Origin of the sequence: Nocardioides sp., assembly GCF_964229035.1 — a bacterium.
In the GTDB taxonomy this organism is placed as follows: Bacteria; Actinomycetota; Actinomycetes; order Propionibacteriales; family Nocardioidaceae; genus Nocardioides.
Genome location: NZ_CAXRAZ010000057.1, coordinates 1 through 22,240, shown reverse-complemented (window position 1 = coordinate 22,240; position 22,240 = coordinate 1). Strand labels below are relative to the sequence as shown.

Sequence of the window (22,240 nt, the reverse complement as noted above, 5' to 3'; positions counted from 1 at the left end):
GCCCCCACCCGATCCCACCCGACCCCCGCTACGTCACCCAGGAGACGAGAACCATGGAGCTCACCACCGTCTGGTTCGGCCTGATCGCCGTGCTCTGGATGGGCTACTTCGCCCTCGAGGGCTTCGACTTCGGCGTCGGCATGCTGCTGCCGGTGCTCGCCCGCGACGACACCGAGCGCCGCGTCATGATCAACACCATCGGCCCCGTGTGGGACGGCAACGAGGTGTGGCTGCTCGTCGCCGGCGGCGCCACCTTCGCCGCCTTCCCCGAGTGGTACGCCACCTTGTTCAGCGGCTTCTACCTGCCGCTGCTGCTGATCCTCGTGGCCCTCATCGCCCGCGGCGTGGCCTTCGAGTACCGCGCCAAGCGCGACGACGACCGCTGGCGCGCCTGGTGGGACCGCGCGATCATCGCCGGATCCTTCGTGCCCGCCCTGCTGTGGGGCGTGGCATTCGCCAACATCCTGCGCGGGGTGCCGATCGACGCCGACCGCGAGTACGTCGGCGGGTTCTTCAACCTGCTCAACCCCTACGCCCTGCTGGGCGGTCTCACCACGCTGGCCCTCTTCGTGGCCCACGGCGCGGTGTTCGTCTCGCTGAAGTCCGACGGCCCGATCCGCCTGCGCGCCCGCGGCCTGGCCGCACCGGCCCTGGTGGTCGCGGCCGGTCTCTCCCTGGCCTTCCTCGCCTGGACCCAGCTCGCCACCGGCACGCTGGCCTCCGGGGTCGCGTTCGTCGTCGCCGCCCTCGCCCTCGTGGGAGCACTGGCCGCGGTGCTGCGCGGTCGTGAGGGCTGGGCCTTCACCGGCACCTTCGCGGGGATCGCGGTTGCGGTGGCCGGGCTGTTCCTCGCCCTCTTCCCCGACGTCATGCCCACCACACTGGCGGGCGGCACCGGCCTCACCACCGCGAACGCCGCCGCGACGCCCTACACGCTGGGCATCATGACGATCGTCGCGGTGGTCTTCACCCCCGTCGTCCTGGCCTACCAGGCTTGGACCTACTGGGTCTTCCGCCGCCGGATCGCCAGCCACCACATCCCCGCCTCCACCGCTCCGTCGCGCACCGATGAGACCGCCGGTCGCCACACGGGTGGCACCGACGCCACCGCGCCGTCGGGCTCCGAGAGCGGGCGCCCCGCCGCGGCGGGCACGGTCTCGGCGGCATGAGACCCACCGACCCGCGCCTGCGCGCACCGCTGCGACCCGCCCGGCTGCCCTTGGGCGGCGTCGCGGCCGCCGGCCTGGCCAACGGTCTGCTGGTGATCGCGCAGGCGTGGGCGGTAAGTGGTCTCGTCCTCGGCGTCGTTCAGCACTCCCCGCTCCTCGGGCCGAGCCTGGCGCTGGCGGCCGTGCTCCTCGCCCGCGGGGCCAGCTCCCTGCTGGGCGACCTGGCGGCCGCGCGGGCCGCGAGCGTCGTCGGCACCGAGCTGCGCGGCCGCCTCCTCACGCGCCTGCTCGAGCGTCGCGTCGACGAACCCCGCACCGTGGACGACGACCGGGCGGCGCTGCTGCTCACCCGCGGCGTCGCGGCGGCCGAGCCCTACCTCACCCGGTACGTGCCCGCGGTAGCGCTGGCGGTCGTCGTGCCCCCGCTGGCGATCGTCGCGATCGGCTCCCGCGACCTGCTGAGCGCGGTGATCGTGGTGGCCACCGTGCCGCTCATCCCGCTCTTCGGCGCTCTCGTGGGCCTGGCCACCCGCGACCGGGCGGAGGAGCAGTGGCGCTCGATGGGCGTGCTGTCGGGCCACTTCCTCGACGTCGTGCGCGGCCTGCCGACGCTGGTGGCCCACCGCCGTGCCCACGCGCAGTCGGCCACCATCGCGCGGATCACCGACCGCTACCGCAGGGCCAGCCTGCGCACGCTGCGCATCGCCTTCGCCTCCTCCGCGGTGCTCGAGCTCGTGGCCACCTTGTCGGTGGCGCTCGTGGCGGTGACCGTCGGTGTGCGTCTGGCCGCCGGCGGCGTCGACCTGCCGACGGCCCTGGTCGTGCTCCTGCTCGCCCCCGAGGCGTACTGGCCGCTGCGCCGCATGGGCGCGGAGTTCCACGCCGCCGCCGAGGGCGCCGCCACCTTCGCCGCCGCCGACGAGCTGCTGCACGAGGACGATGCGTCCGCCGCAGTGCCGCCCACAGTGCACCGGAGCCGCGCGCACGCCGGCGACCACGCCCCTCTCGTGCTCGACCACCTCACGGTGACCTACCCGGGGCGCACGCTCCCGGTGATCGACCGGCTCAGCGCGCTGATCCCGGCCCGCGGCATCACCGCGGTGACCGGCCCCTCGGGCTGCGGCAAGTCGACCCTCCTCGCCGCCCTGGCCGGCCTCGTCGCGCACGGGGGCTCGCTCTCGCGCGACGGCGAGGAGCTCGTCGGCGTGGGCTGGCAGCGCCAGGTGGCGTGGTCGCCGCAGGAGCCGCACTTCCTGCTCGGATCGGTCGCCGACAACCTGCGCCTCGCGCGGCCGGACGCCGCCGACGACGAGCTGTGGGCAGCGCTGGCCGAGGTCGCCCTCGCCGAGCGGGTCCGCGACCTGCCGCACGGCCTGGCCACCGAGCTCGGCGAGGACGGCGCCGGACTCTCCGCCGGCGAGCGGGCACGCCTCGCCCTCGCCCGCGTCGTGCTCGCCGATCGCCCGTGGGTGCTGCTCGACGAGCCCACCGCCCACCTCGACGACCTCACCGAGCAGGTCGTCGCCGACACGATCGTGGCCCTCGCCCGCGACCGCGGCATCGTGGTGGTGGCCCACCGCCCCCGCCTGCTCGAGCTCGCCGACCATCACCTCGAGCTGAGCACGGTCGCGCGTCCTTCGCCGACGACCGAGGCGGCCGTCGCGTCCGATGATCTCCTGCAGCAGGAACGGAACCGCCGGGGGGACGAGGTGGACGCGACGGACCCGACCGCCGCGCGCCCGCGTCGTCCGCTGGCCCTGGCCACCGCGCTCGGCACGCTAGCCTCCGCCTCCGGCGTGGCGCTGACGGCCACCGCCGGGTGGCTCATCGTGCAGGCCTCCTCCCGTCCGCCCGTGCTGACGCTGCTCGTGGCGGTGGTCGGGGTGCGCGCCTTCGGCCTCGCGCGCCCGGTGCTGCGCTATGCGGAGCGCCTCATCGCCCACGACGCCGCGCTGCGCCTGCTCGCCGAGCGACGGGTGGCGGTCTACGACGCGCTCGTGCCGCTCGTGCCGGGCCGACTCGGCCGCCCCGGCCGCAGCCGCGGCGATCTGCTCACCGCGGTCGTGGACGACGTCGACAGCGTGGTCGACCGCGCCCTGCGCGTGCGGCAGCCGATGTGGCAGTACACCGGCGTCGCCGCGCTCGCGGCCCTGGTGGCCGCTGCGCTCCAGCCGGCCGCTGGCGCGGAGATCGCGGTGGGGGCGCTCGTCGTCGGTGTCACGGCACCCCTGCTCGCCCGCGCGGGCGCCCGTCGCGCCGAGGCACGCGCCGTCGAGCTGCGCTCGCGTCTCTCCTCCGGCGTGGTGGAGAGTCTCGCCCTGGCCGACGACCTGCGGCTGTGGCAGACCACCGACCGCGCGAGCGCGCAGCTGCGGAGCACCAGCGCCCGGCTGGGGCGCGCCACCACCGTGGCGGCCGGCTGGGCCGCAGCCGCTCGGGCCGTGGTGCTCGCCGCCACCGGTGCCACGATGGTGCTGGTGGCCGCGGTGTGCGCCGACGACGTGGCGACCGGTCGGCTGAGCGGCCCGGTGGCGGCACTGCTGGTGCTGATCCCCCTGGCGCTCGCCGACGTCGCCCTGCCGCTCGCCGACGCGGGGGCGCTGTCGGTGCGCACGTCGGCGGCCGCCGATCGCCTCCTGGCCCTCGAACGCATCGAGCCGGCGGTGCCGGACCGCCCCGGCGCTCTCGTGCCGGCCCACGCAGGACTCCGCTTCGAGGCGGCGTCGGCACGGTGGACGACGCGCTCCCCCGCGACGGCGCCGCTCACCGCGCGCCTGGAGCCCGGCGATCGCGTGGCGGTGGTCGGCCCCTCGGGGTCCGGCAAGAGCACGGTGGCCGCGCTCGCGCTGCGCTTCCTGGACCCCTGCGCGGGGCAGGTCCTGCTCGGCGACGCTCCCCTCACCGCTACCTCGCCCGAGCTCGTCCGCGCCGAGGTCGGCCTGGTCGACGACCGGCCCCACGTCTTCGCCACGACCCTGGCCGAGAACGTGCGACTGGCCCGCCCCGACGCCGACGACGCAGCGGTGCTCGACGCCCTGCGCCGCGCACGTCTCGGCGCCTGGGCGGCGAGCCTGCCCGACGGGATCGACACGTGGCTGGGCACCGGTCACGCGTCGATCTCCGGCGGCGAGCGGGCGCGCCTGGCGGTGGCCCGCTCGCTCCTCGCCGACCAGCGGGTGCTGGTGCTCGACGAGCCGACCGCGCACCTCGACCACGCCACCGCCTCGGCGCTGGCCCAGGAGGTGCTCGCTGCGGGCGGGGATCGCGCGGTCCTGTGGATCACCCACGACCGGGTCGGGCTCGACCTGGTCGACCGCGTGGTCGTGCTCGGTGAGCCGACCGCGGCGCGCGAGGTCCGCGTGGAGGCGCCTCACTAGGCTCGCCCCATGACGGCCACCCCCACCGCACCGACGCCCGACACCGACGACTCCGGCCAGCTGATCGGCGTCACGGGCGCGACCGGGGCGATCGGCGGCCGGGTCGCCGGCCTCCTCGCCGATGCCGGACGACGCCAGCGGCTCCTCGTGCGCGACGCGGGCCGGGCACCGGAGATCGGCGGCGCCGAGGTCGCGGAGTGCGCCTACCGCGACCGCGCGTCGTCCGAGCGGGCGCTGCAGGGGGTGACGACCCTGCTGATGGTGTCGGCCGCGGAGGCCGCCGACCGACTCGAGGAGCACCGCACCTTCCTCGACGCCGCCGCGGCGGCGGGCGTGCGCCACGTCGTCTACACCTCGTTCTACGGCGCCTCCCCCACCTGCACCTTCACCCTCGGCCGCGACCACTGGGCCACCGAGCAGCACGCGCTCGCCCTGCACGAGCGCACGGGACTCGGGTTCACCTTCCTGCGCGACAACCTGTACCTCGACTTCCTGCCCGGCCTGGTGGGCGAGGACGGCGTGATCCGCGGCCCTGCCGGCGAGGGCCGGATGTCGGGGGTCGCGCGCGACGACGTGGCGGCCGCCGCGGCGGCCGTCCTGCTCGATCCGGACCGTCACCGCGGAGCCACCTACGACCTCACCGGGCCGGAGGAGCTCGGCCTGGACGACGTCGCGCGCATCGTCGGGGCCCGCCTGGGACGTGAGGTGTCGTACCACCGCGAGAGCGTCGAGGAGGCCTACGCCTCACGACGCCGCTGGCCCGCACCCCCGTGGCAGTACGACGCCTGGGTGTCGACCTACACCGCGATCGCCGCTGGCGAGATGGCCGGCGTGAGCGACCACGTCGCGCACCTCACCGGACGCCCCGCCACGGACCTCGCCACACTGCTGGAGCGCGAGGCCTGAGCCGGGTCGGCGTGCTCACAGCCCGCTGACGACGCCCACGGGGGTCGGGGTGAAGCCCGGGAACACCTGGGCCGAGGAGGCGCCCAGCCGGGCGGTGACCACCTCGGCCAGCACGCTGCGGTAGTCCGTGGTGACCTGCAGGTCGTTGTTGTCGTTGTTGACGAGCCCGGGCCAGCGCCCGTAGTAGCCGCCGCGCACGCCCGCACCCAGCAGCATCATCACCGTGCCGTAGCCGTGGTCGAGGCCGTAGTTGGCGTTCTCGCGGGTGCGGCGGCCGAACTCCGACAGGGTCACCACCGTGACCTTCGACGCCAGCGGCCCGAGGTCGGTGAAGAAGGCCGCCAGGCCCGCCGCGAACTGGGTGGTCATCTGCTGCATCGAGCCCCACTCGAGCGTGCCGAGGTTGACGTGGTGGTCCCAGTTGCCCTGGTCGATGGTGATGACCTCCGCACCCACGTCGCCACGGATGGTGCGGGCCGCAGCGGCCAGCGCGTCGCCGAAGCCACCGGTCGGGTAGACCGCGCCGTTAGCCGGGGTCGTCGAGGTGGCCGTGACGGCACCGAACTGGCTCACGGCCTGCATAGCCGCCCGGGCGCCCTGTCCGAGCGGCCCGCCGACGTCGCCCCACATCGTGCGCATCGATCGCGGTCGCCGTCCCTGCTTGTCCCACTGGTCGGCACCGGCGAGCTTCACCTGGTTGAGGCCCCGCACCGACAGGGTGGGCTGGGGGCCGATCACGGCCGTGGCGGGCACCGAGTTGCCGAGCTGCATCGCCTGCAGCGGGCTCGCGTAGCTGTCGCGCCCGATGAGCCGGTTGATCCAGCCGATGCGCTCTCGCGAGCCCGGATCGGCGTCCTCGACGAGCTCGACGGCGGCGAAGTGCGAGCGGTTCGCCACCGGCAGGCCGGCCGCGTGGACGGCCGCCATCCGGCCCGAGGTCCACAGGGGCAGCAGGGGCGCGAGGTTCGGGTGCAGACCGAAGAAGCCGTCCTTGGCCAGGAGGGTCTCGGCGGGGATGCCGATCTTCGGCCGGGCCTGGTAATACACCGGATCGCCGTGCGGCACCACCATGCTCATGCCGTCGACCGCTCCGCGCATCGACAGCACGACCAGCACCGCCGGCACTGACCGCGTGGCGGCGTAGGAGGTCTGGAGGAACGCATCACCCACGGTGGTGAGGGTGGTGGCGCCGGCGGTGAGTCCACCGACCACCGCGGCGCTGCGCAGCAGCGAGCGCCGGCTCATCGCGACCCGCGCGAAGTCGTCGCAGCCCACCTCGGCGCAGCTCGGCGCCGTGGTGGCGGGGGCTGGATCCCCGGTGACGTGGGTGGCGCGGCCAGCGGTCTCGGTCCGGGAAGTCATCGGGAGGTCACCTCGTCAGGTGGGTCGGGGAGTCGAGGAAGGTGGTGATCAGGCGCGGCATGTCCCACTTCACGATCCGGTGCTGGGCGGTGATGATCTCGGCGGGCTTGCAGCCGCTCGCCTCGCAGGCCACCCGCAGCAGCTTCGCCGTGGAGGGCCGACCGAGCATGGTGCGCGAGAGGTGGTCGACGAACAGGTCGAAGCGGATGCGCGAGGCGGGCAGCCACGAGCGGGGCGTGCGGTAGACGATGCCCTTCTTCGGCCACCAGCCACCGCTGAAGCTGTAGTGGGTCTCGAGCGAGGCCAGGAAGCGCGAGGCCGACGACCAAGCCGCGGCCTCGTCGGGGCGCCCGTCAGGGCGCGGCCAGGCGAAGGGGGCGAGTCCGATGTCGGTGCTGCGGCCGAGGATCGCGTTCGCCGCCGCGTCACTCGCGCCTGCCGGCGCCGCCAGCCGGACGCCGAGCGCGCGCAGGCTCGCCACGACGTCCTCGGCGGGGGTGCGCACCTTCTGCCCGGCCGAGCGGGCGAACTCGGGTGAGGCGATGAGCGCCCGCAGCACAGGCGCGATCGCGGTGTCGGAGGCCAGGTACACCTCCGCGAGCCGCTCCACGAGCCCCGAGGGCGGGGTGTCGCTCACGAACCGCTGCGCGAGCTTCGTGGCCACCCGCTGCGCGGTGAGGGGGTGGCGGGCGAGGTGGTCGATCAGCGCGAGGACGGCGGCACGCCCGTCGGGATCGGTGTTCGGGTGGGTGAAGCCGAGCGCCGTCACGGCACCGGTCCAGTGCTTGGTGGGGTCGTAGGTGACCACCCAGTTGTTCATGCGGTAACCGGTGAGCAGCCGCGCGACCGCCTTCACCTCGTCCTCGCTGTAGGGGCCGCGGCCCACGGTGTGCAGCTCCATCAGCTCGCGCGCCAGGTTCTCGTTGGGGGCCGACTTCGAGGAGTTCACGTTGCCGAGGTAGTGCTGCATCGCCGGGTGCAGCACGGCAGTGCGCAGCAGCTCGTCGAAGCGGCCCAGGGCGAGACCGCGGATCGTGCGTCCGTAGTCGGAGCGGAACGGACCGACGTCGCCGACGGCCGGCACGTGGAAGTGGTGCTCCCAGAAGTCGGCCATCGTCTCGCGCACCTGCCGCTGCGAGCCGAACCGGCGCACCATCGACCAGCACTGGTAGTTGGCATCGGCACGCCAGAAGCCCTCGACCCCGTCGCGGTCGCGCTGTGCCGTCACCTCGTAGGACGCCGTGATCGACGACCACCACTGCTCGGTCTGCGCGGCCCAGGCGTCGTCGTAGCCGTCGGCCAGCTGCCGGTCGAACCACCGCGCGAATCCCCCGGCCGCCCTCACCTGCGCGTTGAGCGCCGGGGTGTACCCCGCGGTGAAGCGCTGGATGCCGTGCAGCGTCGGCGAGCTCGGCACCGCCGTGCGGCGGTAGGGGCGGGGTGTGTAGCTCACACGCCCTGCATCGGTCATCCGGCGCGGGCGGTGAGCGGTCGTCCCGGACTCAGGACCGGGTCCTACGGCCCGGTCGGTCAGAGCGAGCTGATGACGCCGACGTCCTCGGGGGTGAAGCCGGGGAAGACCGCCGCCGTGGAGGCGCCCAGGCGGCGGCTCACGATCTCGGAGAGAACGCTGCGGTAGTCGGTGGTGACGACGAGGTCGGAGTCGTCGTCCTCCGGGAGCTCGAGCCCGGGCCAGCGACCGTGGTAGCCGCCGCGCACACCTGCTCCGAGCACCAGCATCGCCGTGCCGAAGCCGTGGTCGAGGCCCTGCTGGTCGTTCTCGCGCAGGCGCCGACCGAACTCCGACACCGTCACGAGGGTGACCTTGTCGCCCAGCTCGCCGAGGTCGGTGAAGAAGGCGGCCAGGGCAGCGGCCAGCTCGGTGGCCATGCCCTGCATCTCGCCCGAGTCCAGGGTGCCGACGTCGGTGTGGTGGTCCCAGCTGCCGTAGTCGATCGTGAAGACCTCTGCGCCCACGTCGGCGCGGATCGTGCGGGCGGTCGCGGCCAGCGCCGCCCCCAGGCCGCCCTCGGGGTAGGTGGCGCCGTTGGCCGGCACGTCGGAGCTCGCCTGCACGGCGCGGTAGTCCTCGATCGCTTCGAGCGAGGCCCGCACCCCCGCCGCGAGCGGACCGCGGGCCGGCGCCCACAGCGTGCGCAGCGACCGCGAGCGGCGCGCGGCGCCGTCCTCGTCGTCGGCGCCGGCCAGGCGCACCGAGCCGATGTCGTAGGTCGCCACCACGGACTGCGGACCCAGCAGGGCCGTGGGGGGCACGGTGTCGCCGTACTGGATGGCCTGCAGCGGGCTGGTGTAGTCGTCGCGCCCGATCAGGCGGTTGAGCCACCCGATGCGGGCGCTGGTGCCGGGGTCGGCGTCCTCGATCTCCTCGATGGCATCGAAGTGCGAGCGGTTCGGCACGGGCAGTCCCGCGGCGTGCACGCTCGCCATCCTCCCGCCCTGCCACAGGGGCAGCAGCGGCGCGAGGTTCGGGTGCAGCCCGAAGAAGGCGTCCTTGGCGATCAGCCGCTCGGCGGGGATGCCGATGGTGGGCCTCGCCTCGTAGTACACCGGGTCGCCGTGCGGCACCACGAGGCTCATGCCGTCGGCTCCGCCGCGCAGCGAGAGCACCACCATGACGGCGGGTGCCGAGCGGGTGGCGGCGTAGGAGGTCTGCAGGAAGGCGTCGCCGATCGTGCTCGCCGTGGTGAGGCCCGCGGTGAGGCCGCCGACGACGGCCGCACTGCGCAGCAACGAGCGGCGGCTCAGCGTGGTCATGCGGGCGAACTCGTCGCAGCAGGTCACCGGTGCCGAGGTGGAGGGATTGGCGGGGATCACGGCGCTCACCTCGTCAGGTGGTTCGGGGAGTCGAGCAGGATGGGGAGCAGTCGCGGCAGGTTGTAGCGCACGAGGTCGCTCTGGGCCGTGATCACGTCGGCCGGCCGCTGGCCGGTGGCCTCGCAGGCCGCCTGCAGCAGCGCCGCGGTCGACCCTCGTCCCTGCAGGGTGCGGGACAGGTGGTCGACGAGCTGGTCGAAACGGATCCGCGGCACCGGGAGCCAGGCGGCGGGGCGGCGGTAGGTGATCCCCTTCTCGGGCCACCAGCCACCCGAGAGCGAGTAGTGGACGTCGAGCGAGGCCAGGAAGCGCGACGTGGACGACCATGCCGTGGCGACGTCGGGCCGACCGTCGGGGCGGGGCCAGGCGAACGGCGCGAGCCCGATCGTGGAGGCCTGCCACAGGATGGCGTTGGCGGCCGACTCCTCGTCGCCGGTCGGCGGCTTCGCCAGGCGCACGCCGAGCGAGCGCAGGGTCGCCACGACGTCCTCGGTGGGGGTCCGGACCTTCTGCCCGGCCGAGGCGGCGAACTCCTTCGAGCGCACGAGCGCTCGCAGCACCGGCACGATCGCGGTGTCGTTGGCCAGGTAGACCCCAGCCAGCCGGGTCACGAGGGCGGGCGGCGGGGTGTCGGACACGAAGCGCTGGGCCAGCTTGGTGGCGAGTCGGCGGGCCGTGGCCGGGTGGTGCGCGAGGTAGCGGAGGTAGGCCGCCAGGGCCTTGCGGCCGTCCGGGGCGCTGTTCGGGTGGGTGAACGACATCACCTTCACCGGGCCCGTCCAGTGGCCCTCGGGGTTGTACGAGAAGGCCCAGTCCTCGTAGGTCGTGATCTCGTACCCGGTGAGCAGGCGGGCCGAGACCTTCACGTCGTCCTCGGTGTAGCGCCCGCGACCCACGGTGTGCAGCTCGAGGAGCTCGCGGCCGAGGTTCTCGTTCGGGGCATCCTTGGTCGAGTTGGCGTTGTCGAGGTAGACCGCCATCGCGGGGTGCAGCACGGCGGCCGGGAGCAGCGCGTCGAAGCGTCCGAGCGCCAGCTTGCGGATGGTCCGGCCGTAGGCCGAGCGGAAGGGCCCGACCGCCCCGATGCACGGGATGTGGAAGTGGTGCTCCCAGAAGTCGGTCATCGTCTCTCGCACCTGCCGCTGCGAGCCGAGACCGCGCACCATCGACCAGCACTGGTAGTTGGCGTCGGCGCGCCAGAAGCCTTCGACGTCGTCGCGATCGCGCTGCACGATCGTGGAGAAGGAGGCGTTGACCGACGTCCACCAGCCGGCGGTAGTGAGCGCCCAGGCATCGTCGTAGCCGTCGGCGAGCTGGCGGTCGAACCAGGGGGCGAAGCCGCCGGCCGCCTTCACCTGGGCGTTGAGGGCGGGGGTGTAGCCGGCGGTGAAGCGCTGGATGCCGTGCAGCGTGGCTGCCGACGGCACGGGGGTGCGGGGGTAGGGGCGCGGCGTGAAGCTCACAGGAGGAGCATCCGCCGCGGACGCCCCGAGGTGAGCGCTGCTGGCCGAGATCAGGACGAAGTCCCACGACCGCGCACCGGAGACCGCCGCCACGGTCGCCGAGGTGACCAGCGCGAGCGGGACGGTCGGGACGAGCGCCGCGGTCCCGTCCGGGCGCTCGGCGCCAGCGGCGCCAGCGGCGGGGGCGCCGCGGTCAGTCGGCCACCAGCACGAAGAAGTACGGCGGAGCGCCGCGCAGGTCCATGCACCCGAGCAGCGTGCGCTCGTCGACGCGACGGAAGAGGTCGATGATCGGGAGGTGGTCGTAGCTCATGCCGGCGGTGACGACGCCGCGGTACTCCACGTTGCGCAGGCGCGCGCGGTGACGCCGGGTGCGCAGCGCGGGGAGAGCAACCCCCATCACGCCCCGACCGCGGGAGACCACGGCGTCCGGGATCTTGTCGACCATGCCGAACGGGATGCGCCGCGGGTCGACCACCACGAGCGAGCCCCGGGGGCTGCGGAACAGCAGCGGGTGCACCTCGTCGACGGAGTCGAACTGCTTGCCGTACCAGCCGGAGGCCTCGAGCAGGCCGTCCATCGGGTGGCCCGTCGCGAGCTCGCGACCGTGGTAGCGGCCGGTGAGCTCCTCGGCCCGGACAGCGGGCAGGGAGTCGAAGAGCGCGAGGGCGTCCTCGAGCGCGCAGGCGGGCTCGAGCGCGGCGAGGCGGTCGGCGGCGGTGAGGGTGCTCATGGGGCCATCATCGCAGAGGATCAGTCCGATCGGACGGGATCGTGGCTGGGATCTCGCCCACGGGCCCGGGTGGCCGCCACGGCGTGGAGCGACCTGCCAGCATGGCGGGCGTGAGCACCCCGAGCATCCTGTGGTTCCGCCGCGACCTGCGCCTGCACGACCACCCGGCCCTCCTGGCCGCCGCACAGGACGGCGCGGTGCTCCCCCTCTTCGTGCTGGACGACGCCCTCCTCGCCCCTTCCGGCGAGGCGCGGGTGCAGTTCCTCATGGACTCGCTGCGCGCGCTCGACGCCGACCTGCGCCGCCACGGCCCGGGGCTGGTCGTGCGCCACGGCCGCCCGGAGGAGGTCGTGCCCGAGGTGGCCCGCGAGGTCGGCGCCCGCCACGTGCACATCAGTGCCGACTACGGCCCCTACGGAGCCGCCCGCGACGAGCGGGTCGAGCAGGCACTGGGTGCCGACGGGGTCGAGCTCGTCCGCACCGGCTCGCCCTACGCGGTGGCACCCGGGCGCCTGCGCACCGGCGGCGGGCAGCCCTACCGCGTCTACACCCCTTTCTCGAAGGCGTGGATCGACCACGGGTGGCGCGCACCGGCGGACTCTGACGCGGCGCGCACCACCTGGGCGGGCGCCGAGACGCAGGCGATCCCCGAGGGCCCCGGCGCGGGCGGCATCGACCTGCCCCCGGCCGGCGAGACCGCGGCGCGCGAGGCCTGGCAGCGCTGGATCGCCAGCGATCCCGCCTACGACGACGTGCGCGACCGCCCCGACCTCGACGCCACCTCGCGCATGTCGGTGTACCTGCGGTGGGGCCAGCTGCACCCGCGCACGCTGCTCGCCGACCTCGACGCGCGCAAGCCGCACCACGCGACCTACCGCAAGGAGCTGGCGTGGCGCGAGTTCTACGCCAGCGTGCTGTTCGAGTGGCCCGAGAGCGCACGGGAGTACTTCCGCCCCGAGCTCAAGGGGCTGCCCTACGCCGAGGGCGACGAGCGCCGCGAGCGTCTCGCCGCCTGGGCCGAGGGGCGCACAGGCTTCCCCATCGTCGACGCCGGCATGCGCCAGCTGCTCGCCACGGGCTGGATGCACAACCGGGTGCGCATGATCGTGGCCTCGTTCCTGGTCAAGGACCTCCAGGTCGAGTGGCAGCACGGCGCGGCCCACTTCATGCGCCACCTCGTGGACGGCGACCTCGCGAGCAACCAGCACAACTGGCAGTGGGTCGCCGGGTGCGGCACCGACGCCGCGCCCTACTTCCGCATCTTCAACCCCATCACCCAGGGCTCGAAGTTCGATCCGTCCGGTGACTACATCCGCCGCTGGGTGCCCGAGCTCTCCGACCTCGCGAAGCCGCTGGTGCACGAGCCGTGGAAGTCCGGCCCGCCCGAGGGCTATCCCTCCCCCATCGTCGACCACAAGGTCGCCCGCGAGGAGGCGCTGGCGGCCTACCAGGCCGTCCGGGCCCGCCAGGGCGACTGATCTCCCATCCGCTGTCCGCGACGGCGCCGAACACCTCCCGATGAGCACCGTGACCACTCCCGGCATCGCCCCGGCCCTCACCGATCTCCACCTGCCCGCACAGGTGCGCGCGATCGCGCTCGTCCTGCACGGCGGCGCCGAGGCCACCACCGAGCCGGTCGACGGTCGCAGCCTGTCGTGGCGCCGCGCGCGCGCCCTCGCCCGCGCCATCGCCCGCAAGGTCGGGCCCGAGGGCGTGGGGGTCGTGGTGCTGCGCTACCGCGTCAAGGGCTGGAACGCCGGCGGGGGCCGTCAGCCCTCGCCCCTGCCCGACGCCCGCTGGGCGCTCGAGGAGGTGCGCACGCGCTTCGGCGACGTGCCGGTCGTCCTCGTGGGGCACTCGATGGGGGCACGCACCTCGGCGGCCGTGGCGGACGATCCCTCGGTGCGCGGCGTCGTCGCCCTCGCCCCCTGGTTCCCGGACGGCGAACCGGTCACCGCACTGCGCGGTCGCCTGCTCCGCGCCGCCCACGGCAGCGGCGACAAGATCACCTCGGCGGCCGCGACGCGGCGCTTCGTCGAGCGTGCCTCCCACGTGGGCGACGCCTCGTTCACCGACATGGGACCGGTGGGCCACTACCTGCTGCGCCGCATCCCGCGCTGGAACGCCTTCGCGGTCGCGGGCGTGCGCGAGATCCTCGCGACCGCCGGCTGAGCGCCGGCCGACCGCGAGGAGCGCGGGCGTCAGGCCGGCGTCAGGCGGCTGTCGACAAGCCGCGGCCCGTGGCGCGGGCCATGCCGAGCACCCAGGCGAGCGGCGACGCGCTCGACGCGTCGTAGGTGTGCGCCAGGCGCCACACCGAGACGAAGGTCTCGCGGGTCGCGGTGGCAGCGACGTCGGCATCGCCGGCGATGAGCGTGGTCAGCGCGTGGACGCGTCCGACGAAGGCGTCGTAGAGGGCGGTGAGAGCCGTCTCGTCGCCGGCCGCGATGCGGTCGATCAGGTGCTCGGGAAGGTGGTGGTCGACAGGGCCGGGAGCGAGGGGGTCGTCGATCCCGGCCGTGCTGGGTTGGCCGTCGGGGCCGTCGTCCGAGGTTCGTGGGGCAGTGCTCATGCGGTGCCGTCCTCTCCGACGGAACGCAGTCCGACGGGTCGCAGTCGGGGTCGGGCCCCGCCTCGCGCCTTCAGTCTGCCATCCCACCAGGTCAACCGCAGCCGCCGCGGCTCCGGCATGCGATTCGCCCCGGTGTAGCGACCCTCCGGGTCGAGCGCGCGGTCGATGGCGGCTTCGATCGCGGCGCGGGTCGTCGCCGTGGATCGGCGGGCCTCGTCGTCCTCGCCGCCGCGGATCACGCGCGGCTGCCAGCCGGGCCGCGGACCACCGTCGGGCACCTGCAGGTGGACGACGTCGCCGGCCGCCACGCTGACGGTCACACCCCAGCCGCTCAGGCACGCCGCCAGGCGACGCAGGCCGAGCGAGCGGTCGGGCGTGGCGAGGCAGCGCTCGTCGTCGAAGCGGATCACCACCCGGCCGTCGTGGGCACGGATGATGCCGGCCACGTCACCCTCGGGGTGCAGGGAGCCGCGGAAGCGGAAGGACATCCCCGAGCGCTCGCGCGCCAGGAAAGGGCGGAGGGCGTCGACGACGTCCACCCAGTCGAGGATCGGTACGACGCCCGCTGCTGGATCGGTGGTGCTGCGCTGCATCTCGAAACTTCCTAACTTCAACAACTTCCCTGAACGGCTTGTTGAACTTTATGATGTGAGCATGGACCACGACATGGCGACGACGCAAGCCCCCGCGACAAGTGAGGCGACCCTCACGATCGGCGACCTCGCGAACCGCACCGGCGTGACCACCGCAGTGCTCCGGATGTGGGAGCAGCGCTACGGATTCCCGATCGCGCACCGGCTGCCGAGCGGCCACCGGCGCTACACCGAGGAGGACGCCTCCCTCGTCTCCCAGGTGGTGCGGCGCCGCTCCGGCGGCATCCGCCTCGAGGTCGCGATCGCCGAGGCGCTGGCCACGCTGGCCCCCACGAACCCCTCCATCTACGCCGACCTGCGCCGGCGCCACCCGCAGCTGGCCACCCACCGCCTGCGCAAGTCCACCCTCATCGCCCTGTCCTGGGCGATCGAGGACGAGTGCGCCGCCCTGGCCGAACGACCGGTCCTCTTCGGCGCCTTTCAGAAGGCGGCCTACTACAAGCCCTCGGCACCGCGCTGGAACGAGCTGACCCGCGTCTCGCGCGCCGCGGTCGTCTTCGCCGACTCCTGGCCGGAGTCGGCCGACGAGGCCACCGGGCCGATCCGCGCCACGCTGCCGGAGGACGCGCCGATGCGCCGCGAGTGGGCGGTGGTGTGCGACGCCGCCGACTCCACCGCCTGCCTCACCGCCTGGGAACTCCCGGGCCAGACCGACGTCCCGGACCGCCAGCGACTCTTCGAGGCGATCTGGACCGTCGACCCCGTCGCCGTGCGCGACGCCGCCCGCGTGGCCGCCGGCGTGGCCGAGTCGAGCGGCGTCCTCGCCGCCCGGCCGCTGCTCTACGAGCTCGCCGAGAGCCCGCCGCCGCGCACCACGACGCCCACCGGCGTCACGGCGCTGTTCAACCGCGTCGTGTCCTACGTCGACCGGCTGGCCGTGTGAGGCCACCCGAGGCCGCCTGAGGCGGCACCACGAACCACCGGGCCCCGGTCACCGGGGGGCTGGCCGGGGCCCGGTTCCCACCGCGCGAGCGGTCGGAGAAGGAGAACGAGGCCGCGAGCACCGCTCGCGGCCTCGTTCTCGTCGTCGGCCTCTCAGCGGTCGGTGAGCACCGCCCGCGCGACCCGGCGCCCGGACACCAGGGCACCCTGGATCGAGCTGGTGTCGCGGTGGTCCCCCGCGACGTAGACACCGTCCACGCGCGCCGGTCGCCGCATCGGGTGCGGCGCGGTCATCGCAGGCAGCGCGTGCGGGATCTCGCGCACGGCCACCGGCTCCCACTCCCCCGCTGGCGCCTCGTGCATGGCCCGGGCGGTGGCGAGCACCACCGCCGGGTCGACGGGCTCGGTGCGACCGGTCGTCACCACCGAGGTGGCGATGAGCGAGCGTCCGTCACTGCTGTACTCGGGCGCGGAGGCGGTGAGGATCACCGAGTTCGCCACGGGCGAGCCGTCGGCGTCGACCACGAGGGTGCCCGACTGGCCGCGCCAGGCCGGGGCGGCGAAGTAGTGCGTGGTGACACTGCGCGGCTCGGGCGGGGCGCCGAGGCCGGGCACCAGGCGGGCCGCCGTCCACGGGTCGGCGGCCACGACCACCGCCGAGGCCGCGATCGAGGTGCCGTCCTGCAGCGTGACACCGTCGGCCTGCACCGAGGCCACGGGCGCCTCGAGGCGCAGGACGCCGGGCGGCAGCGCCGCGGCCATCGACTCCGGGACGCGCTGCATGCCCAGGGCGGGCACGGCCGAGGAACCCAGGGCGAACATGCGCATCATCAGGTCGGTGAAGACCCTGCTCGTGGTGATCTCCCGCTCGAGGACCACGCCGGTGAGGAAGGGCACCAGCAGTCGGTCGACGACCTCGGGCGGCAGCTCGCTCCACGCCTCCCGAGCAGGGACGTCGCGGCGCCGCTTCACCGACGCCGCCGAGCCGAGGACGAGGGGCGCCGCATAGCGGGCGAGGGCGATCTTCTGCCCGAGGCCGGTCGCGCCCGAGGTCAGAGCGCGCCACGGGGCCGACGGCGCCGACAGCGGGTGGGGAAGGTCCTCGAGGCGCCCGTCGCGCCTGACCTGCACCCCGCGCGGCAGGTAGCGCAGGTCGACGGCGTCGAGGTCGACGGCGCGCCTCAGCTCGGGATAGCCGGTGTTGAGCACCTGGAAGCCGCGGTCGATGGCGAAGCCCGCCACCCGGTCGGTCCGCATCCGCCCGCCGACGGCGTCGCCGCCCTCGAGCAGGAGCACCGGGGCGCCGGTGGCGCTCAGCGCGCGGGCACAGGCCAGGCCGGCGAGACCCGCTCCGACCACCACGACCGGTGCCGATGTAGGGGCTGCGCCCCCTGCTCGCCCGCCTGCTTGCCCTGCCGCCATGGCCGTTCCCGCTTCCCGTCGCCGTTCTTCCACAAGTTCATCAACAGCCTGTTGAAGTTCCTGCAGCCTAGCCGAGACGGGCCTCCCGGGCGCGCGCGTCGGCGTCCCTGGTCGCCGGGACCGCGGGTCCCCGTCCGGTAGCCACGACGGACGGTCCCACACGGGGCGATCGGCTGGACCTCCGTCCCGCCCCTTGCCCGGGACCCCCGCCCGAACCCATGCTCGGGACACGCGCTCGGGGCGCACCCTCCGAGCCGCTGCCGCTCGGAGGCCGGACGGTCGACGAGGGGGACACCGTGACATCAGCGAGCGACGACGGCCGCGGGCCCGGGCCCGGGTCGAGCCCGACGCGTGGACGACGCCCACGCCACCTGCCGCCGGAGCTGGCCGCCGTCATCCGCGAGGTCAGCGAGCGCACCGGTGCGCTGCGCGCGCCGTTCGGGCCGCGGGCCCCGCGGCCCCCGGCCACCGACGGGCCCTGAGCGCGGGCACGGCCGGACGACTCAGCCCGCGTGCTCCTCGAAGATGAGCACCGTCTGGGTGGCCACCACCTCGGGCAGCGCCTGGATGCGTTCGAGCACGAGCTCGCGCAGGTGCGCGGCATCGCGGGCGCGCACGAGGATGACGGCGTCGAAGTCGCCGGCCACGAGCGCCACGTGCGCAGCCTCCTCCAGCGCCCACACCTTGGCGCGGAACGTCTTCCACGAGTTCTGCTTGATCCGCACGTGGACGTAGGCCGGGAGCCCGAGCCCGAGCGCGGCGGGATCGACGTCCACGGTGAAGGCCCGGATGACCCCTGACTCCACCAGGCGCCGCACACGCTCGTAGGCGGTGGCGCGCCCGATGCCGACCTGGGCGGCCAGCTCGCGCACGGAGGTGCGCGCGTCGCGGCGCAGGACGTCCAGGATCTGGCGGTCGGTCGCGTCCATGTCGGACATCCTGGCACGCACCTCTGGGGATGCGAGCCATATGTCTCGGTGTCGTGGCCGTCACACGGACGTTCGGCGCAGACTGCCCCCATGTTCGAGGAAGCGCAGTACTTCGCCCCCGTCACCGCCGACGACGACGGCTCGCTGCAGGTGCACCTGGGCCAGGACCACCCCGGCTTCGCCGACCCCGAGTACCGCGCCCGTCGCGACGCCCTCGCCACGCTGGCCGCGTCGTGGACGCCGGGAGCCCCCTGCCCGGTGGCTGACTACACCGACGCCGAGCACCGGGTGTGGCAGGTCGTCAGCGAGGCGCTCGTGCCCAAGCACCGCGCCCACGCCTGCCGGGAGTTTCTCGACGGCAAGGAGGCGCTCTCCCTGCCGCTCGACCACGTGCCGCAGCTGGCCGACGTCAGCCGGGCCCTCGCCCCCCTCACCGGCTTCTCCTACCGCCCTGCCGCCGGGCTGGTGCCCCTGGCCGACTTCTACGGCGCGCTGGCCGACCGCGGGTTCTGGAGCACCCAGTACGTCCGTCACCACTCGGTCCCGCTTTACACGCCGGAGCCCGACGTCCTCCACGAGGTCGTCGGCCACGGCAACACCCTCGCCGACCGCCGCTTCACCGCCCTCTACGAGCTCGCCGGTCAGGCGTCGCGCCGCGTGCGCACGCCCGAGGCGCTGGAGTTCGTCAGCAAGGTCTTCTGGTTCACCCTCGAGTTCGGCGTGCTGTGGGAGGGGCGCGACCTCAAGGCCTACGGCGCCGGCATCCTCTCCTCCCCCGGCGAGATCGAGGCCTTCCGCGGCATGACCCTGCGCCCGCTCGACGTCGCCGCGATGGGCACCACCACCTACGACATCACCGACTACCAGGACGTCCTCTACGTCGCCGACTCCTTCACCCACCTCGAGGACGTCGTCGGCTCCTTCTGGGCCGAGTGCACCGACGACTCCATCGCCGAGCTCCTGGCCCGCACGCCGTCCTACTCCCGCTGAGGCGGCCCACCGCGGCGCCCGTAGGTTGGCGGACATGAGCGAGCCCTCCTCCACCGTCGTCCTGCGGGTGCCGCCGCTGGGTGCCGAGCTGCACGACGACGTCGCCGAGCGCCACACGGCCGTCGACGCCCCGCACGACGACGTCGAGGCCATCGTGTGCACCAACTCCGGCCGCGTGGACGACGCCCTGATCGCCGCCCTGCCCGGCCTGCGGGTGATCTGCAACCACGGCGTCGGCTACGACAACATCGACCTCGAGGCCTGCCGCGCCCGCGGGATCGCAGTGAGCAACACGCCCGAGGTGCTCGACGCCGCCGTGGCCGAGACGGCGCTGGGGCTGCTGCTGGCGACCGTGCGACGCCTGCCCCAGGCCGATCGTTTCGTGCGCGAGGAGCGCTGGGCCGAGGGCGCCTTCCCCCTCACCGCGCAGGTCTCGGGCTCGCGGGTGGGCATCGTGGGCTTGGGCCGGATCGGCACCGCGCTGGCCGAGCTGCTCGCGGCGATGGGCTGCACGGTGGGCTACCACAACCGGCGCGAGGTGGCGGGCTCTCCCTTCACCTACCACCCGCGCCTGGTCGACCTCGCGGCCGCGGTCGACGCACTGGTCCTGGTGGTGCCCGGCGGGCCGGGCACGGCCGGCCTGGTCGGCGCCGAGGTGCTCGACGCCCTCGGCCCCGACGGCGTCCTCGTCAACGTCGCGCGCGGCTCGGTGGTCGACGAGGGGGCGCTGATCACGGCACTCGCGGAGGGCCGCCTCGGCGCCGCCGGCCTCGACGTCTACGCCGACGAGCCGCACGTGCCCGCCGCGCTGCGGGCGATGGAGCAGGTCGTGCTGCTCCCGCACGTGGGCTCGGCGACCCGTCCCACGCGCGCGGCGATGCGCGAGCTCACCCTGCGCAACCTCGACACCTTCCTGCGCACGGGTTCGCTCGTTACGCCGGTGCCGGAGCTCGCATCGCACTAGCGTGCCCGGCGAGTGTCGACCACTCAGGACGACGCCGCCCGCACCGATGAGGTGGAGATGAGACGCTCGGTCCGCCTTGTTCTGGTCCTCCTGCTCGCCTCCCTCGGCCTCGCCGGCGCACTCGGTGGGGTGGGCGCGCTGGCGCCGATCGAGGCGCGGGTGACTCCCGCGGCAGCGACCCGCGCCGCGAGCCCCCTGGCCGGACCGTGGGCGCACTCGACCATCACCACGCGCGCGAACCCCGAGCTGCGCAACTACAACGCGGCGCGCGACACCCGAACGCGTGCCGCCCTGGCGCGCATCGCGTTCACCCCCAAGGCGCGCTGGTTCGCCAACTGCAAGAGCTGCAACGTGGCCGACATCCGCCGCCAGGTGGCCACCTACGTCGCCGACACCCGGCGCAACGACCCCGACACCCTCGTGCAGCTGGCGATCTTCGGCCTGTGGCCCGACGGCGAGGTGGTCAAGGGCAAGCGGCCGAAGATGTCGTGGACGCCGGCCCGCTACCGCGGCTGGATCCAGCAGATCGCGCTCGGCATCGGCGACGCCCGGGCGGCGATCGTGCTCGAGCCCGATCTCGCGATCTCGGCCAACCACCGCGGCGGCATGGTCGACCCCAGCGCCGCGCAGCGCATCTCCTACACCGCGTGGGCGGCGTCCTACCTCTCGCGAGCCCTGCCGCGCGCCTCGATCTACCTCGACGCCGGCTCGGCCGACTGGCTCACCCTGCCCGAGGCCACGCGCCTGCTGCGGCGCGCGGGCATCGGCTACGTGCGCGGCTTCGCACTCGGCGCCACCCACTACGACTCGGTGGCCGACAACGTCGCCTATGCCGCTCGCCTCAGCCAGGCGCTGGCGAAGGCCGGCGTGCCCGGCAAGAAGGCCGTGATCGACACCGCCGACAACGGCACCCCCTTCACCTGGCTGCAGTGGCGCCAGCGCTGGGGCGCCGCCTACGACCGCACCCGCAGCGAGGCTTACCTCTTCGACAACACCCCCACCTGCGGGTCGAGGACCGAGAAGATCTGCCAGACCCTCGGCCACCGCCCCACCTGGAACGTGCTCGACGGTGAGGCGGCCAAGCTCGGCCTCGGCACCGACCAGCCCGAGCTGCGCCGCCAGGCGCTCGCCTACGTCGACGCCTACCTGTGGTTCGGTCGCGGGTGGCGCTGGATGCAGCAGGGCGGCAACGACGCGCAGACGCCGAAGCGCTCGGTGCGCATGGCGCTCTACACCCGCTTCGTGCAGGCCACGGCGCCGGCCGCACCGGCACCTCCGGACCCCAGCGGGTCGCCGACGGACCCCGCGCCGTCCGCGACCGCGAGCCCGTCGGGCGACCCCGCGCCGTCGCAGGACCCGGGGCCGACCGCGCCCTGAGGGCCTGGCGCCGGAATCGGCGCCGGATCAGCGCTGGTGCGGGTAGCCGTGCTTGGTGGGAGGCACGAGGGTCTCCTTGATCGAGCGCGGCGAGGTCCAGCGCAGCAGGTTGAGCATCGAGCCGGCCTTGTCGTTGGTGCCCGAGGCGCGGCCGCCACCGAAGGGCTGCTGGCCGACCACGGCGCCGGTGGGCTTGTCGTTGACGTAGAAGTTGCCGGCGGCGAAGCGCAGGTGCTCGCTCGCCCACGCGATCGCGGCACGGTCGGTGGCCAGCACCGACCCCGTGAGCGCGTAAGGGGCGGCCGACTCGGCCTGGCGCACGACGTCCTCGAAGGCGCCGGGGCGCGCGTCGTCGTAGACGTGGACGACGAGGATCGGGCCGAAGTACTCGGTGCGGAACATCTCGTCGGCGGGGTCGTCGGCGAGCACGATGGTGGGGCGCACGAACCAGCCGACGCTGTCGTCGGTGGTGCCGCCGGCCACGACCTGCAGCCCGTCAGTGGCGTGGGCGCGGGCGATGGCGGCCACGTGGCGCTCGAAGGCGCGCTGGTCGATCACCGCGCTGGTGACGGCGGAGAGGTCGGCGGCGGCGCCCCCCCGGGGGCC

20 protein-coding genes are annotated in these 22,240 nt (G+C 74.2%); 10 read left to right on the top strand and 10 right to left on the bottom strand.

The window, feature by feature from the left end; translation table 11 throughout:
• Positions 1-53: 53 nt before the first annotated feature.
• Genes cydB through ACERUN_RS17310 form a run of 3 tightly spaced genes read left to right on the top strand, consistent with a single transcriptional unit; the run spans position 54 to position 5,452 of the window.
• On the top strand, positions 54-1,169 hold the full coding sequence (cydB, locus tag ACERUN_RS17320) for a cytochrome d ubiquinol oxidase subunit II (protein WP_370291302.1): 1,116 nt from the start codon (positions 54-56) through the stop codon (positions 1,167-1,169).
• Entirely contained in the window at positions 1,166-4,546 is a 3,381-nt protein-coding gene (gene cydD, locus ACERUN_RS17315) for a thiol reductant ABC exporter subunit CydD (protein ID WP_370291301.1), read from the top strand. The genes cydB and cydD overlap by 4 nt, the downstream gene beginning before the upstream one ends.
• Before the next feature lie 9 nt (positions 4,547-4,555).
• Positions 4,556-5,452 (top strand): SDR family oxidoreductase, encoded by an 897-nt coding sequence (locus ACERUN_RS17310; protein WP_370291299.1) that lies wholly within the window; start codon positions 4,556-4,558, stop codon positions 5,450-5,452.
• 15 nt (positions 5,453-5,467) lie between these two features.
• Here the strand turns inward: ACERUN_RS17310 and ACERUN_RS17305 are convergent, their stop codons facing one another.
• From ACERUN_RS17305 to ACERUN_RS17285, 5 genes are all read right to left on the bottom strand, one after another.
• The gene (locus tag ACERUN_RS17305) at positions 5,468-6,814 is read right to left on the bottom strand and encodes a DUF1501 domain-containing protein (RefSeq protein ID WP_370291298.1); all 1,347 of its coding nucleotides are present in this window, start codon (positions 6,812-6,814) and stop codon (positions 5,468-5,470) included.
• Between the two features lie 7 nt (positions 6,815-6,821).
• A complete protein-coding gene (locus ACERUN_RS17300; protein WP_370291297.1) occupies positions 6,822-8,267 on the bottom strand; it encodes a DUF1800 domain-containing protein in 1,446 nt (481 codons plus the stop codon).
• Positions 8,268-8,344: 77 nt separating this feature from the next.
• Entirely contained in the window at positions 8,345-9,658 is a 1,314-nt protein-coding gene (locus ACERUN_RS17295) for a DUF1501 domain-containing protein (protein ID WP_370291295.1), read from the bottom strand.
• Positions 9,655-11,112, bottom strand: a complete 1,458-nt coding sequence (locus ACERUN_RS17290) for a DUF1800 domain-containing protein (RefSeq protein ID WP_370291294.1) — start codon at positions 11,110-11,112, stop codon at positions 9,655-9,657. Before ACERUN_RS17290 ends, ACERUN_RS17295 begins: the two co-directional genes overlap by 4 nt.
• A gap of 193 nt (positions 11,113-11,305) precedes the next feature.
• A complete protein-coding gene (locus ACERUN_RS17285; protein WP_370291291.1) occupies positions 11,306-11,845 on the bottom strand; it encodes a GXWXG domain-containing protein in 540 nt (179 codons plus the stop codon).
• 110 nt (positions 11,846-11,955) lie between these two features.
• Between ACERUN_RS17285 and ACERUN_RS17280 the strand changes: the two genes are divergently transcribed.
• Complete coding sequence (locus ACERUN_RS17280; RefSeq protein WP_370291290.1) at positions 11,956-13,323, top strand: deoxyribodipyrimidine photo-lyase; 1,368 nt, start codon at positions 11,956-11,958, stop codon at positions 13,321-13,323.
• A gap of 40 nt (positions 13,324-13,363) precedes the next feature.
• On the top strand, positions 13,364-14,017 hold the full coding sequence (locus tag ACERUN_RS17275; protein ID WP_370291289.1) for an alpha/beta hydrolase: 654 nt from the start codon (positions 13,364-13,366) through the stop codon (positions 14,015-14,017).
• Between the two features lie 40 nt (positions 14,018-14,057).
• Here the strand turns inward: ACERUN_RS17275 and ACERUN_RS17270 are convergent, their stop codons facing one another.
• Positions 14,058-14,417, bottom strand: a complete 360-nt coding sequence (locus ACERUN_RS17270) for a sigma factor (RefSeq protein ID WP_370291288.1) — start codon at positions 14,415-14,417, stop codon at positions 14,058-14,060.
• Entirely contained in the window at positions 14,414-15,010 is a 597-nt protein-coding gene (locus tag ACERUN_RS17265) for a hypothetical protein (protein ID WP_370291287.1), read from the bottom strand. The genes ACERUN_RS17270 and ACERUN_RS17265 overlap by 4 nt, the downstream gene beginning before the upstream one ends.
• A gap of 61 nt (positions 15,011-15,071) precedes the next feature.
• Here ACERUN_RS17265 and ACERUN_RS17260 point away from each other — a divergent pair, with 61 nt between their 5' ends.
• On the top strand, positions 15,072-15,953 hold the full coding sequence (locus ACERUN_RS17260; RefSeq protein WP_370291285.1) for a DICT sensory domain-containing protein: 882 nt from the start codon (positions 15,072-15,074) through the stop codon (positions 15,951-15,953).
• A gap of 152 nt (positions 15,954-16,105) precedes the next feature.
• Here the strand turns inward: ACERUN_RS17260 and ACERUN_RS17255 are convergent, their stop codons facing one another.
• Complete coding sequence (locus ACERUN_RS17255; RefSeq protein ID WP_370291283.1) at positions 16,106-17,314, bottom strand: NAD(P)/FAD-dependent oxidoreductase; 1,209 nt, start codon at positions 17,312-17,314, stop codon at positions 16,106-16,108.
• 356 nt (positions 17,315-17,670) lie between these two features.
• Between ACERUN_RS17255 and ACERUN_RS17250 the strand changes: the two genes are divergently transcribed.
• A complete protein-coding gene (locus ACERUN_RS17250; protein WP_370291282.1) occupies positions 17,671-17,856 on the top strand; it encodes a hypothetical protein in 186 nt (61 codons plus the stop codon).
• Positions 17,857-17,877: 21 nt separating this feature from the next.
• On the opposite strand, the gene ACERUN_RS17245 is transcribed toward ACERUN_RS17250, so the two are convergent.
• Positions 17,878-18,303 (bottom strand): Lrp/AsnC family transcriptional regulator, encoded by a 426-nt coding sequence (locus ACERUN_RS17245; protein WP_370291281.1) that lies wholly within the window; start codon positions 18,301-18,303, stop codon positions 17,878-17,880.
• Positions 18,304-18,393: 90 nt separating this feature from the next.
• Between ACERUN_RS17245 and ACERUN_RS17240 the strand changes: the two genes are divergently transcribed.
• From ACERUN_RS17240 to ACERUN_RS17230, 3 genes are read left to right on the top strand one after another with little or no spacing between them, the layout of a single operon-like run.
• Positions 18,394-19,293: a phenylalanine 4-monooxygenase gene (locus ACERUN_RS17240; protein WP_370291280.1), complete on the top strand. Its 900-nt coding sequence runs from the start codon at positions 18,394-18,396 to the stop codon at positions 19,291-19,293.
• Positions 19,294-19,327: 34 nt separating this feature from the next.
• Positions 19,328-20,257: a 2-hydroxyacid dehydrogenase gene (locus ACERUN_RS17235; protein WP_370291279.1), complete on the top strand. Its 930-nt coding sequence runs from the start codon at positions 19,328-19,330 to the stop codon at positions 20,255-20,257.
• Between the two features lie 57 nt (positions 20,258-20,314).
• Positions 20,315-21,634, top strand: a complete 1,320-nt coding sequence (locus ACERUN_RS17230) for a glycoside hydrolase family 6 protein (RefSeq protein WP_370291278.1) — start codon at positions 20,315-20,317, stop codon at positions 21,632-21,634.
• Positions 21,635-21,661: 27 nt separating this feature from the next.
• On the opposite strand, the gene ACERUN_RS17225 is transcribed toward ACERUN_RS17230, so the two are convergent.
• Positions 21,662-22,240, bottom strand: a 579-nt coding sequence (locus ACERUN_RS17225; protein ID WP_370291277.1) for an aldehyde dehydrogenase family protein, incomplete at its 5' end; no start/stop codon positions are given.

Bases quoted from the DNA above. Each gene is read 5' to 3' on its own strand.
- ACERUN_RS17245 (WP_370291281.1), bottom strand. From the start codon at position 18,303: ATGGACGCGACCGACCGCCAGATCCTGGACGTCCTGCGCCGCGACGCG.
- ACERUN_RS17265 (WP_370291287.1), bottom strand. From the start codon at position 15,010: ATGCAGCGCAGCACCACCGATCCAGCAGCGGGCGTCGTACCGATCCTC.
- cydB (WP_370291302.1), top strand. From the start codon at position 54: ATGGAGCTCACCACCGTCTGGTTCGGCCTGATCGCCGTGCTCTGGATG.
- ACERUN_RS17270 (WP_370291288.1), bottom strand. From the start codon at position 14,417: ATGAGCACTGCCCCACGAACCTCGGACGACGGCCCCGACGGCCAACCC.
- ACERUN_RS17240 (WP_370291280.1), top strand. From the start codon at position 18,394: ATGTTCGAGGAAGCGCAGTACTTCGCCCCCGTCACCGCCGACGACGAC.
- ACERUN_RS17275 (WP_370291289.1), top strand. From the start codon at position 13,364: ATGAGCACCGTGACCACTCCCGGCATCGCCCCGGCCCTCACCGATCTC.
- cydD (WP_370291301.1), top strand. From the start codon at position 1,166: ATGAGACCCACCGACCCGCGCCTGCGCGCACCGCTGCGACCCGCCCGG.
- ACERUN_RS17235 (WP_370291279.1), top strand. From the start codon at position 19,328: ATGAGCGAGCCCTCCTCCACCGTCGTCCTGCGGGTGCCGCCGCTGGGT.
- ACERUN_RS17285 (WP_370291291.1), bottom strand. From the start codon at position 11,845: ATGAGCACCCTCACCGCCGCCGACCGCCTCGCCGCGCTCGAGCCCGCC.
- ACERUN_RS17305 (WP_370291298.1), bottom strand. From the start codon at position 6,814: ATGACTTCCCGGACCGAGACCGCTGGCCGCGCCACCCACGTCACCGGG.
- ACERUN_RS17230 (WP_370291278.1), top strand. From the start codon at position 20,315: ATGAGACGCTCGGTCCGCCTTGTTCTGGTCCTCCTGCTCGCCTCCCTC.
- ACERUN_RS17260 (WP_370291285.1), top strand. From the start codon at position 15,072: ATGGACCACGACATGGCGACGACGCAAGCCCCCGCGACAAGTGAGGCG.
- ACERUN_RS17310 (WP_370291299.1), top strand. From the start codon at position 4,556: ATGACGGCCACCCCCACCGCACCGACGCCCGACACCGACGACTCCGGC.